The organism is Flavobacterium sandaracinum, assembly GCF_004349135.1.
Lineage (GTDB): Bacteria > Bacteroidota > Bacteroidia > Flavobacteriales > Flavobacteriaceae > Flavobacterium > Flavobacterium sandaracinum.
The window spans coordinates 68,854-81,161 of sequence record NZ_SMFN01000015.1 but is presented as its reverse complement, the minus strand read 5'-3'; the positions used below and the strand labels follow the sequence as shown (position 1 = coordinate 81,161).

The following is a 12,308-nucleotide window of genomic DNA, read 5'->3' as shown; positions in this document are numbered from 1 at the left end:
TTACTTCTTTTCTTTAGTTTTAAATCGTCTAATATCAATAGCAGGATCTAATGGGGTTTCATATTCTATAGCCTCAAACAGTTCTTTAGCCATGGCTGGTCCCAGCATCACACCTCTTGTCCCCAAACCGTTCAAAATATGAATACTTTGGTGATTCTCGAGGGTTCCTACTAACGGCCGTCTGTCTTTTACCGTAGGGCGAACACCTGCAAAATGGGCTATAATCTCAAAATCACAAGTTATTATTTCTTGTATTCTTTCTACCAATTCTATTCTTCCCTCTTCTGAAGGTAAATTTGTTTTATCTTTCCAATTGTAAGTTGCACCCACCTTGAATAAATCATTGCCAAGCGGCAAAATAAATACGCTGGTATTCACAATTACATCTAAATCTAATTTGGGCGCTTTGATTATAAAAAGCTCTCCTTTAGTACCATCTAATGGTAAATCTTTAAAAAAAGGATTAGCATGCATGCCAAAACCCTCAGCAAAAACAATATGTTTCGCGTGAATATCTTTATAGCGAATTCCAACTGTCTCAACCAGTAAAGCTGCATAATCAAAAGATTCTTCTCGAAACCACAGATTATCTAACAGATATTCTCTATATTTTTCGACTAACAAAGCAGTATCTACATAGCCTGTTTGTAAAACCTCACCATAACCATAAGGCGAATCAATTCCGGGGTATTTTCTAGAAATTAATTGAGTAGATAAAAAGGGGGCTAATGCTAATTTATCAGAAGCAGAAAACCAATTATTCTGCTCTTCAACGGAAAAGAATTTCCTTAAGATGGGTCTTTTAAAATCAAAAGTACATTTTAGCTTTTCCTCTAAAACAGCATAAAACTGTTCCATTAATTCTAATTGTTCCTTAGCTTTCCATACCTCGCTAAATCGCTTTAGAATAACTGGATTGTATAGGCCACCTGCAATTTTGGAAGAATTTTGGGAATTATTATCTATAACAAAAATAGATTTGTCATTTTGCAAGGCCTTTTCTGCAAATGAAATACCTGCTAAACCAGCACCTATAATTAAATAATCAGTCATGTAGTAGCTCTTTAAAACGAAATACAAAGAAAACCCTTTAAAACAAAAAACTCTTACCATTACAGTAAGAGTTTTTAAAATTTTTTTTTGAAAAAAATTAATAGTTCCACATATCTGATTCAAAATTCCGAATTTTATCCTTCACTCTCTCGGATTCTAACAGCTGATTTTGTGCATTATCTTTCATGTATTCCTCAATAGATCTATCTCCATATGCATTATCTTCTTTATAAATAAGCGCATTAAAACGTCTTGAATTTAAAATTTGATCAAATGAAATGGGCATCGCTGAATTTTTATCATTGAAAGCCTTAGCTTCATGCAAAACCTCTCTTGCAGCAGGAAAAAAGATCCAAAACAGTTCAATATAATCTTTTTCATCGCTGTTCACGGTATATACATCTGGAGTAACAGGACACAATCCTAACAAACGATATTTCAATTCACTTTGACGCTTATCAAAATACCAATATCCTTTAATCTTATATTGTGTTACGTCTTGTGCTGATAAATCTGTTCTCAAAATATACTCATCAGAAATTTGATTTCCAGCGTTAATTTGCTCTCTACCCGCATCCGTAGTATCAATTCGCGTAAGAGATCCCTGAATGTCTTGTAACGATTTCTTAGTATTAAAATAGCTATCGGTATACACTTCTGTAATTTCACCATTTTTCATTGCTTTGGTTAACACGTCATACAATGACCTTCTGTCTGATCCAATGTTTGCAGTATCAATTGGAAAGTACAAAGCAAAATTAATTTTTTCGCTCAAATCAATAATTTCCCATGTAGTCTTTCCCATCAAAACATCTCTATCATGCACATAACCGTAAGCCAAAGGCTTATCGTTATCTGAATCAAGTTGAGCAGCAGTTTTAAGCCCTATTTCTTCTGGAATTTTTGCATTTAGCAGATTGGATTGCGCTACTGACACAAAACTTCCGGAAATAGAGATAATGGCGATTAAAAAATTTCTTACATTCATCATGTTATCCTTATAAGATATTGAAATAGGTTACCAAAACCTACTTATTATTGTATTTCAAAAATTACTGGAGCAGTTCTTGGCAATAAATAACTACCTGCTCCGACAAGTTTAGTTTTAATTTCAGAGATTGTTACCTGATCTCCTCTTCCTGCTTTTGAAAGAACCGCTTTGCATTGTGCATTTAATCTATTTCCTTGAACAACAACTGTAGGTTGACCTGTTACTTTTAAATTAAATCCAACAACATCTAAACCAACTTCAAAATCAAAATCAACTAATTTTGCTCCAATTGTTGCTATTTCTAAATTCGATTTAGGCCCTTTTACGACTCCCATTTCTCCTCTAATTGTTCCTGTTGGACCTGGAATACCTTTGATTCTAAATACTTTTTTATCATTAGCCACTTTTCCGTCAGACATTTTACCTGAAACGCTTACTACAACTTCATTACCTCCACCAGGATTCATAACGTATTTGCCGTTGCCCACCTTTGATAAACCTGGAGCAGAAGCATTAACAGCATTATCAGGAATACCAGCAAATGAAATCGTCATTGGATTAGAAACTCCTCTATATACTACGTTCATTTTGTCTGCTGAAATTGTAGCCGAATTAGGTCTTGGTACAACAACATATTTTCCAGCGAATTTTAGAGGAATTGTTTTACCATCTTCAACAAAAGTAAATTGTCCCGAAATATTTTGTTCACCTACACCTCCAGCGGTTAAAGCTATTTTAGCTTGACCTGTAGCTGGATCCAATCGTGCACCAGTAACGCTAGAAGGTTTAGTATTCTCGTCATAACGACCCAATACTACTTTTCCTGTAACTTGTTCCCCTTGAAAATAAGCATTTTTATCTAATACTACAATAGCTTCATAATTATTGTAAGAGGCTGCAGCAACGGCCGCTTTACCCAATGCAGTGCTGTAAACATCTGATTCTGCTTTTTTAACATCATTTTGCCATGCAGATAATTTTGCCAATGATGCTACAGCTGGAAAACCTTTAAAATGATAGTCTAAATAAGGTATTGCTATTCCATCTTTATTTTTCACATCTGCCAAACTAAACTTAGTTTGAACTTCAGATAAAATTGGTGCTAATTTTTTATTATCCCCTAAAGCCAATTTCATATCCGCTTTATACTTTTCAATTGTGGCAATAACTTCTTTCCCTTTAGTAGAATAACCCGCTGGGCTAAACCATAAATTATCAATATTATCTCCTTTGTCCATTGCCTCGTAAGGCAATTTCCCTGTTTCAGGATCTACTTCTGTGCCTACTAAAACCTGTGATTTTATTGATTCAATATAATCATAAAAGTTCTTTGTGATAACCTCTACTTTGTGAGCTGTGACTGCTGCAATTTTAAATTCTCCACCTGCTTCAGCCGCTTTTGCATCTAATCCCGCTAACATTTGAGCATTTGACTGCACAGCGGAAGAGTTAGAGCCTTCAAATTTTTCATTCATTAATCCAAATGCAGATAATACTTCTTTGGACATATTTAATGCTAACATTGCGATAAAAACCAAGTACATTAGGTTTATCATCTTCTGTCTAGGGGTTAGTTTTCCTCCTGCCATATTTTCTAAATAATTAGTTTATTGTTTTTTGTATAGTTCGAAACTAATTATCCTTTGTTACTCATTGCAGAAAGCATTCCTCCATATACGTTGTTTAAAGACGAAAGATTAGAAGTCAATGATTGCATTTGATCTTTTAATTTTAAGTTATTTTCAGCAACTTCTTCATTTATTTGGGCATTTCTAGAAGCACTTTGCAACTGTATTTTGTATAAACTATTTAAAGATTCCATTTGGGCAGCAGCCAAAGTTAATTCTTCACTGTACTTTTTAGTAGAATTCATAGAATCCACTGTTGGAGCGATTCCTTTAGCCGCTGATTCGAAATTTTTAATGCTGCTTCCTAAGCTTGCCATTAATTCCCCATCAATTTTAGCGTCTTTTAGCATGGCGTCTAGTTTTTGAGATAACATCCCTTGCGCATCCGCTGCTGGTGCAACTGGCTTAGCAACTGCAATAGCATTTTTATCTTTAAGTTGTGGGTAAACCATTTCCCATTTATATTCATCATCAACTGGCTCGAAAGCAGAAAGTGCAAAAATAGCTGCTTCTACAACAAGACCAATAGTTAGCATAAGATTACCAGTAATTGGACCAAATTCAATATGGGTAATTTTGAATAAAGCGCCAATGATTACAACCGCCGCTCCCATACCGTACGCGAAATTCATCGCTTTTTTGCCTAATAATGCCATAATAATGTAATTTAAAATTTAATAGATTTGGTTTTTTTTTTATTTTTTCTTTTTCCCGTTTCCGGTGGTTTGGATTCCCATGTAATCTTGAACGGTTCTAAAACCAATATAACTTCTAGCTGAATCAGCATATTCATAATCTCTAGTACTTACTTGTAGGAAATAAGCAACGTCTTTCCAGGAACCACCACGAAGTACTTTACGTTTATTTGAGGCATCGAGAACATTTGGATTCATTGAGGAAACATATTCATAAGCATTTGAATCATACGAAGAATCGGTCCACTCAGAAACATTCCCAGCCATATTATAAAGGTTATACCCATTAGGTTCATACGATTTTGCCTCCACAGTATACAAAGCTTCATCAGCAGCATAATCGCCTCTATTTGGCTTAAAATTAGCTAAAAAACAGCCTCTATCATTTTTTGTATACGGACCACCCCAAGGATATGTCGCAGACTCAAGACCACCTCTTGCAGAATATTCCCATTCTGCTTCTGTTGGTAATCGGAAAGAATTTATTAAATCTTGACCTTTCTTTTTTGATTTTACGTAACTATTTTTGTTTAATGTTCTCCATGCACAAAAAGCTTTAGCTTGAGTCCATTTCACTCCAACAACAGGATAATCTCCATACGCTTTATGCCAAAAATAGTCATTGTGCATTGGCTCATTATAAGAGTATGCAAAATCCTTGATCCAAACTGTTGTATCTGGATAAACATTAACTTCTTCTGTTTTGATGAAATCTTTTCTTCTTCCTACTTTTGCTTTGGCAGCAGCCTGAATATCCATCCAAGAGTAACGGAATTTTAATTTATTAACATCAATAGTTCTTAAACCGTTGTATGATTCTTCAATAGGTAAATACATAGAATCCATCACCTCAGCGTAATATTCATCAGGATACAATTTGGTATCTTTAATTAATTTTACTTTTTTATTCAGTTTTCTACCAGCGTAAGGGTCGTCAGCAGTACCTACACTATAGTAATTATCATACATGTACTTGTCATACGCTGTCATTTTCTCAGGATCAGAGTCGTTAAAAGCAAAATCACCAATACTTCCAGCATTTTTACCTTTACCTGTTCCTGCAGTTTGACCACTTTCATCAGCTAGAATAGCTAATCGAACTCTCATAGTAGAGTCTTTTACCCATTCTACAAATTGACGGTATTCACTGTTAGTAATTTCCGTTTCATCCATGTAGAACGAACGAACGGTAACTGTTTTTGTAGGAGCATCTTCTACATTAGCTAAATCAGCATCTGATTTACCCATGATAAATGCACCACCTGGAATTAATGCCATTCCATAAGGCTTCTCAGGATGCCATTTTCCTCCATTAATACCAACTAATTCTCCTTTATCACTTGATTTACCACAGCCAATTAAAAGGGTCAAAATTGTTGTAAAAGCTATGAACTTCTTCATATAAATTTGGTTATCTATTCATTATTTTTAAGTGTGTAAACCTATTTATTATTTTTTAGAAAAACAATTTTTTTACACTAAACAAACTGTTTTTTATAAAAAAATAATAAATAAGCAAAAAAAGATTCTAAACGATGTTTTTTCTTTGTGCTTTCCACCATCTTTCAGGTAATTCCTGATTGCAAGCCAACAAATATTCATCATAAGAACAGGGTAATAACGTGTTTCTTTTTAATTTATTATTAACATTTGAAATAAATGGAATTTCTATCCACCAGCGATCTGTTTTATCACTTCTATAAAAAACAAGCTCTTCTTCTTCTAGGGGAACATTATACTTTATATAATTTTCTTTGCTTCCAAATGGATACTCGTTCGAACGATAATGAAACCCTTCAATAAAATACCAAATTATCTGTGCGATCAATACCGCCTCTTGAGTTGAATTAGTATGGTTAAATATCCCAAACGAAGATACTTTATCACTTATTCCAGCATATCGCGACAAAGAACAAATTTCTTTACCATTAAAACCATTAGGCTGAAACGAAATGAAATTTCCAGAATCCGAGGATTTTATAGAATTCATATCAACACTTACTAAATCAGCATCTCTAAAAACTGGTTCTGAAATAGCGATGTTATTAGAAACTTCTCCTAATCTATAGGCATCAAAAAATAGTTTTTCAATCAAATCTATTTCTTCCTGTGAATTAAAATAAGTCTGATATCCAATATTACAATAATTGAAAAGATTATTCGGTTCGTCTACAATAATCTTTGTCAAGTAAGAAGAAGCCGAAACTTCCTCTTCATCCTTACCGAAATCAAATTTATTGTCAATGGAAACTAAATTCACCATTTGTTCTAAATCATCGTATGCTCTGTAAAGCGCATATGTCAAATCTTGAGAACCGCCAATAACTATAGGCGTAATTTTTTTCTTGATTAAACTTGCAACCACTTTTTTTAAAGCAAAATAAGTGTCTTCCGCAGAATTTCCTGCTAAAATATCACCTAAATCAGCAATAGAAGCATCCCAATTCCCCGGAAACAAGCCATATAGCTTTTTTCTAAGTGGTACTAAATCAACATCCGAAACCGCTTTTTCATCTCCTCGATTCTCTAAAACGCCTATTAAAGCAATTTTAATCTTATTTAAATCTGGAAATTGTTTTTCTGTATGCAACACTATTTTACTTCCTAATTGCTGAGAAGTCAATCCGTTTATATATTCCAGAACTTCATCATCTACGGGTTTCAGAAAATCAAATTCCATTTTTTACTTTTTTGCTACGGGTTTCTTAACTGCTGTTTTCTTTGTCACTGTTTTCTTTGCAGGTGCTTTTTTGGCAGCTACTTTTTTGGCTGGCGTTTTCTTGGCAATCATTTCCTGAACTTCTGCTAATGTCAGTTTCGCGGCATCAACATCTTTACTTAGTTCAATTTTAATTTTTCCTTTGGTAATAACAGAACGTCCCCAACGGGCTTTTTCGACCAAAATCCCTTCGTCCTCCCAATTATGAAGAACCTTATCAATGTTTTTTTGTATTTTATCTTCAATCAACGCTTCGATATCCGATTGAGAAAGATTATCAAAATTATATTTTTTGCTCACGTTGATAAATAAACCATCCCATTTGATAAAAGCACCAAAACGCCCAACTCCTTTTTGAACTCCTTCCCCTTTGTAGACAGCTATTGGTGCATCAGCAAGTGCTTTTTCATCAATTAATTCTTGTGCTCTTGCAAAATCTACGTCCAAAGGATTTTCCCCTTTCGGTAAAGAAACAAAAGCGGCTCCGTAACGAATATAAGGACCATAACGACCATTACTCACTTCTACTTCTTCGTCTTTGTAGATTCCTAAATTTTTAGGTAACAAAAACAAATTCAATGTCTCCTCTAAAGTTATTGTTCCAATATTTTGATCGTTCATTAAGCTAGCAAATTTTTTCTCCTCATCATCTGGAGCTCCAATTTGAGCCATAGGTCCAAATTTACCTAAACGTACCGAAACCGGCTTTCCTGTTTTTGGATCTATTCCTAAAATTCTCTCTCCACTTTCTCGCTCAGCATTAGCTTCTACGTCTTTTACATTTGGATGAAATTTATCATAGAATTCCTTCATCATTTTTGTCCAAACAATATTTCCTTCGGCAATCTCATCAAAATCTTGTTCTACTTTGGCAGTGAAATTATAATCTAAAATAGTTCCAAAATTCTTAACCAAGAAATCCGTAACAATCGTTCCAATATCTGTAGGGACTAATTTCCCTTTATCAGAACCTGTATTTTCTTTCAATAAATTCTCTCCTACTTTGCCGGATTGTAGCGTCAATTGTGTATAGTTACGTTCTTGACCGTCAAGATTTCCTTTCTCCACATAATTTCTGTTAATAATAGTAGAAATCGTTGGCGCATAAGTAGACGGACGACCAATTCCTAATTCCTCTAGTTTTTTTACCAAGGAAGCTTCCGTATATCTTGCAGCAGCACGAGAATATCGCTCCGTAGCTGTGATGTAATTATTCTGTAATTTTTCGTTTACTTTCATTGCAGGCAACATGCCCTCTTGTTCTTCTTCATCGTCATCATGACCTTCCAAGTACACTTTCAGGAAACCTTCAAAAAGCAAAACTTCTCCTGAGGCCGTAAAGATTTCCCCGTGATTGTTTGCTTCAATTTTCACGTTAGTACGCTCTAATTGCGCATCACTCATTTGTGAAGCCAAGGTTCTTTTCCATATCAAATCGTACAAACGCGCTTGATCTCTATCGATATCCACGGTATGACGGGACATATCTGTTGGACGAATGGCCTCGTGCGCTTCTTGAGCTCCTTTACTTTTATTCACAAAAGTTCGCGGCTTAGAAAATTCTTTTCCGTAGGATTTGATAATTTCAGCTTGAGCAGCTTCCATCGCATCTTTGGATAAATTTACACTATCTGTTCTCATATAGGTAATCAGTCCGGCTTCGTACAAGCGTTGCGCCAATTGCATCGTAATTCCAACAGGTAAATACAGTTTACGAGCGGCTTCTTGTTGCAAAGTTGATGTAGTAAATGGACCCGTTGGTGATTTTTTGGTAGGTTTAGTTTCTAAATCGGCTACCTTATATGTAGAACCTATATTTTTATTTAAAAAATCTTCGGCTTCTTTTTTAGTATTGAAATTTTTAGGTAGTTTAGCTTTGAATATTTTTGCAGATTCATTTGTAAACTCGGCTACAACCGAATAGGTTGCAGTTGCATTAAAGTTTTGAATTTCACGTTCACGTTCCACAATCAAACGAACGGATACCGATTGTACACGACCTGCTGAAAGTCCGCCCTTTATTTTTCTCCAAAGAACGGGCGATAACTCATACCCAACTAAACGATCCAAAACTCTTCGAGCTTGTTGTGCATTGACTAGATTATAATCGATTTCACGCGGGTTGTCAATCGCTTTTAGAATCGCAGTTTTAGTAATTTCATGAAAAACAATACGTTTTGTTTTGGCTGGATTTAAATTTAATTCTTCGGACAAATGCCAAGAAATAGCCTCACCCTCGCGATCCTCATCACTTGCTAACCAAACCATTTCAGCTTTTTTAGCTAGTCCTTTTAATTTAGTAACCAGCGCTTTTTTATCAGCAGAAACTTCATATTTAGGTTTGAAACCATTTTCTACATCTACACCTATTTCTTTGGAGGGCAAATCGGCAATATGCCCATAACTCGACTCCACTTGAAAATCACTCCCTAAAAATTTCTCGATTGTTTTTGCCTTTGCAGGGGACTCTACGATAACTAAATTCTTTGCCATTGCTCTATTTTTCTGCAACAAAAGTAGAAGTTTTTTTTAAATTTTGAGTTTTTTAAATTTTAAAAGTCAAACTTCTCGACAAAAAGAAGGTTTAAAACAGACAGAACCACACCGCAATTAAACCATACAAAAATCACAACACTACCAAAATCTGGAATCTACGGTCTTTTCAATTAGAGTGTATAAAAACATTTAGATTCCAATAGCATAACTATAATGCACCCGCTACAACAACATTTATTCCAATTTCTTCTAGTTTCATTTTTGTTTCGATATCAATTCCATCATCGGTAATCAGCACATCGATTTTGTTTAAATTACAAATTTTACCAAAACCTCTAGTATTCATTTTTGTTGAATCCGCCAGAACGATAACTTTCTCAGCAACATCAATCATAGCCTGATTTAAATGTGCTTCCAATGCGTTAGAAGTACTTAAACCAAATTCTAAATGAACACCGTCTGTTCCCAAAAATAATTTATTGCAGGAAAACTGACTCAAAATAGCCTCTGCAATAGGACCTACAGCTGAAGTGGAACTGTTTCGAATATCGCCTCCCAATTGTATTGTATCAATGTTGGCTTCTTTACAAAGAGCTAAGGAAACCTTTAGCGAAGGGGTAAGCACCGTGAGTTTTTGAAAGCCTTTGATGACCTGAGACAAATAATGAATGTTGGAACCTGAACCCAATATAATGTAATCACTATCACTTATATACTTTAATGCCTCTGCTGCAATTTGTTTTTTTTGCTCGACTTGCAGTTCCTCTTTATCATCTATATTTCGCTCAAAAGCATACAACGGTTTTTTACTAGCTCCACCATGTGTGCGATGCAAAAGTTTTTCATTTTCTAAAAAATTCAAATCCTTTCGTATGGTAACGGTTGAAACATTATGAGTTTCACACAAACTAACCACATTTACATACCCCTTTTGGTCTAGTTCATTGAGTATATCTTGCTGTCTTCTGTTAATCAAAACCATATTTTTGAGTTATTATTACACAATTATAACGTATATATATTTAAAAATACAATTTTAACACTAGATTTTTACCAAAAAAACAAAAGTTTCGTTTTGTTTCGTTATGTTTGTAATGTGAAAGTAAATGTATGTAATTTGCAGAAAAAAAACACATTATGAAATTAAACGAACAATTATCTAAATTAAAACAAACTCAAGAATGGGATGTAATCATAATTGGCGGAGGCGCCAGCGGTCTTGGAACTGCGCTTGATGCTGCCAGTAGAGGTTACAAAACCATCTTAGTGGAAGCAGTCGATTTTGCAAAGGGAACCTCGAGCAGAAGCACTAAATTAGTTCATGGTGGCGTACGCTATCTTGAACAAGGAGACATCGCTCTGGTTAGAGAAGCTCTGAAAGAAAGAGGCTTAATGGCTCAAAACGCTGGCCACTTAGTAAAAAATCAATCCTTTGTTATACCCAATTACAACTGGTGGGGCGGTTATTTCTACACCCTCGGACTTACTATCTATGACCTGTTAGCTGGAAAATTAAGTTTAGGTCGATCCAAATACATTTCAAAGAAAAAAACAATTGAATTGCTCCCCACAATAGAGCAAAAGGGATTAGTAAGTGGCGTCATTTACCAAGACGGTCAATTTGACGATTCGCGATTAGCTATAAACATCGCTCAAACTGCCGTAGAAAAAGGCGCTTGTCTTTTAAATTATACTAAGGTTGTTGGTTTAGTAAAAGACAGCAACAATCAAGTCAAGGGAGTTCAGGTAAAAAATCAAGAAACGGGAGAGCTATTCGAATTAAAAGGAAAAGCCATTATAAATGCAACCGGAGTTTTTACCAATGCAATAATGAAATTAAACGATACTGTTTATAAAAAATACATTGTTCCAAGTCAGGGAATACATCTTGTATTTGATAAATCATTCCTGCCAAGTGATCACGCCTTGATGATCCCAAAAACAAGTGACGGAAGAGTCTTATTTGCAGTGCCTTGGCATAACAAAATAGTAGTGGGAACGACAGATACCTTAATGAAAAGTCATAGTTTAGAGCCAATTGCTTTAGAAGCTGAAATCGAATTTGTTTTAGAAACAGCCCAAAGATTCTTAGCAAAAAAACCTACGCGTGCTGATGTTCTTTCTGTTTATGCAGGACTCCGACCATTAGCCGCGCCAGAAGAGCCAGGGAAAAGTACCAAAGAAGTTTCCAGAAGCCATAAGATAATTGTGTCTGATACGGGACTAATAACAATTACTGGAGGAAAATGGACTACCTACAGAAAAATTGCCGAAGACATAATTGATAAGGCAATACGCGTACGTAATTTACCAAAAAAGAAATGTAATACGGAGCATGTTGCAATTCACGGACACAAAGTGACAAATACAAAAGACAGAGAAAATCATTTGTATATCTACGGCACAGATATTCCTAAAATAATGGAATTACAAAACCAAGAACCTGAACTAAAAGAAAAACTACACCCTAATTACCAATACACTATGGCAGAAGTTGCTTGGGCTATTCGCTATGAAATGGCCAGAACCATTGATGACGTATTAGCGAGACGAGTTCGTTTACTATTTTTAGATGCCCGAGCAGCAATAGCTTCTTGTGAAAAAGTAGCGCAATTATTAGCTAAGGAACTTGGCCATGACGAAATCTGGACACAAAATCAAATAGAAGAGTTCAAAACGCTTGCTAACGGATTTCTTTTGTCTGGTTACAAAAAATAATACTATTA

9 protein-coding genes are annotated in these 12,308 nt (G+C 35.0%); 1 reads left to right on the top strand and 8 read right to left on the bottom strand.

The features are described 5' to 3' along the window. The 8 genes from E0F91_RS12605 to E0F91_RS12570 all read right to left on the bottom strand — a co-directional run bounded on the left by E0F91_RS12605 (nucleotide 1) and on the right by E0F91_RS12570 (nucleotide 10,564). Entirely contained in the window at nucleotides 1-1,053 is a 1,053-nt protein-coding gene (locus tag E0F91_RS12605) for an NAD(P)/FAD-dependent oxidoreductase (RefSeq protein WP_132066825.1), read from the bottom strand. A gap of 97 nt (nucleotides 1,054-1,150) precedes the next feature. Then, nucleotides 1,151-2,041 (bottom strand): type IX secretion system ring subunit PorN/GldN, encoded by an 891-nt coding sequence (gene porN, locus E0F91_RS12600; RefSeq protein ID WP_132066835.1) that lies wholly within the window; start codon nucleotides 2,039-2,041, stop codon nucleotides 1,151-1,153. 47 nt (nucleotides 2,042-2,088) lie between these two features. Continuing rightward, nucleotides 2,089-3,633, bottom strand: coding sequence for a type IX secretion system motor protein PorM/GldM (gene porM / locus E0F91_RS12595; protein ID WP_132066824.1), 1,545 nt, complete (start codon nucleotides 3,631-3,633; stop codon nucleotides 2,089-2,091). 47 nt (nucleotides 3,634-3,680) lie between these two features. Continuing rightward, nucleotides 3,681-4,328 (bottom strand): type IX secretion system motor protein PorL/GldL, encoded by a 648-nt coding sequence (porL, locus tag E0F91_RS12590; protein ID WP_132066823.1) that lies wholly within the window; start codon nucleotides 4,326-4,328, stop codon nucleotides 3,681-3,683. A gap of 39 nt (nucleotides 4,329-4,367) precedes the next feature. Continuing rightward, the gene (gene porK, locus E0F91_RS12585; protein ID WP_132066822.1) at nucleotides 4,368-5,768 is read right to left on the bottom strand and encodes a T9SS ring complex lipoprotein PorK/GldK; all 1,401 of its coding nucleotides are present in this window, start codon (nucleotides 5,766-5,768) and stop codon (nucleotides 4,368-4,370) included. A gap of 127 nt (nucleotides 5,769-5,895) precedes the next feature. Continuing rightward, nucleotides 5,896-7,047 (bottom strand): formimidoylglutamase, encoded by a 1,152-nt coding sequence (locus E0F91_RS12580; RefSeq protein ID WP_132066821.1) that lies wholly within the window; start codon nucleotides 7,045-7,047, stop codon nucleotides 5,896-5,898. 3 nt (nucleotides 7,048-7,050) lie between these two features. Next, nucleotides 7,051-9,579: a type I DNA topoisomerase gene (topA, locus tag E0F91_RS12575; RefSeq protein WP_132066820.1), complete on the bottom strand. Its 2,529-nt coding sequence runs from the start codon at nucleotides 9,577-9,579 to the stop codon at nucleotides 7,051-7,053. Nucleotides 9,580-9,790: 211 nt separating this feature from the next. Then, complete coding sequence (locus tag E0F91_RS12570) at nucleotides 9,791-10,564, bottom strand: DeoR/GlpR family DNA-binding transcription regulator (protein ID WP_132066819.1); 774 nt, start codon at nucleotides 10,562-10,564, stop codon at nucleotides 9,791-9,793. Between the two features lie 155 nt (nucleotides 10,565-10,719). Here E0F91_RS12570 and E0F91_RS12565 point away from each other — a divergent pair, with 155 nt between their 5' ends. Next, nucleotides 10,720-12,300: a glycerol-3-phosphate dehydrogenase/oxidase gene (locus tag E0F91_RS12565; RefSeq protein WP_132066818.1), complete on the top strand. Its 1,581-nt coding sequence runs from the start codon at nucleotides 10,720-10,722 to the stop codon at nucleotides 12,298-12,300. The last annotated feature ends 8 nt before the right edge of the window (nucleotides 12,301-12,308 follow it).

Coding starts and splice junctions, on each gene's coding strand:
- E0F91_RS12605 (WP_132066825.1), bottom strand. CDS start 1,053: ATGACTGATTATTTAATTATAGGTGCTGGTTTAGCAGGTATTTCATTT.
- porN (WP_132066835.1), bottom strand. CDS start 2,041: ATGAATGTAAGAAATTTTTTAATCGCCATTATCTCTATTTCCGGAAGT.
- porM (WP_132066824.1), bottom strand. CDS start 3,633: ATGGCAGGAGGAAAACTAACCCCTAGACAGAAGATGATAAACCTAATG.
- porL (WP_132066823.1), bottom strand. CDS start 4,328: ATGGCATTATTAGGCAAAAAAGCGATGAATTTCGCGTACGGTATGGGA.
- porK (WP_132066822.1), bottom strand. CDS start 5,768: ATGAAGAAGTTCATAGCTTTTACAACAATTTTGACCCTTTTAATTGGC.
- E0F91_RS12580 (WP_132066821.1), bottom strand. CDS start 7,047: ATGGAATTTGATTTTCTGAAACCCGTAGATGATGAAGTTCTGGAATAT.
- topA (WP_132066820.1), bottom strand. CDS start 9,579: ATGGCAAAGAATTTAGTTATCGTAGAGTCCCCTGCAAAGGCAAAAACA.
- E0F91_RS12570 (WP_132066819.1), bottom strand. CDS start 10,564: ATGGTTTTGATTAACAGAAGACAGCAAGATATACTCAATGAACTAGAC.
- E0F91_RS12565 (WP_132066818.1), top strand. CDS start 10,720: ATGAAATTAAACGAACAATTATCTAAATTAAAACAAACTCAAGAATGG.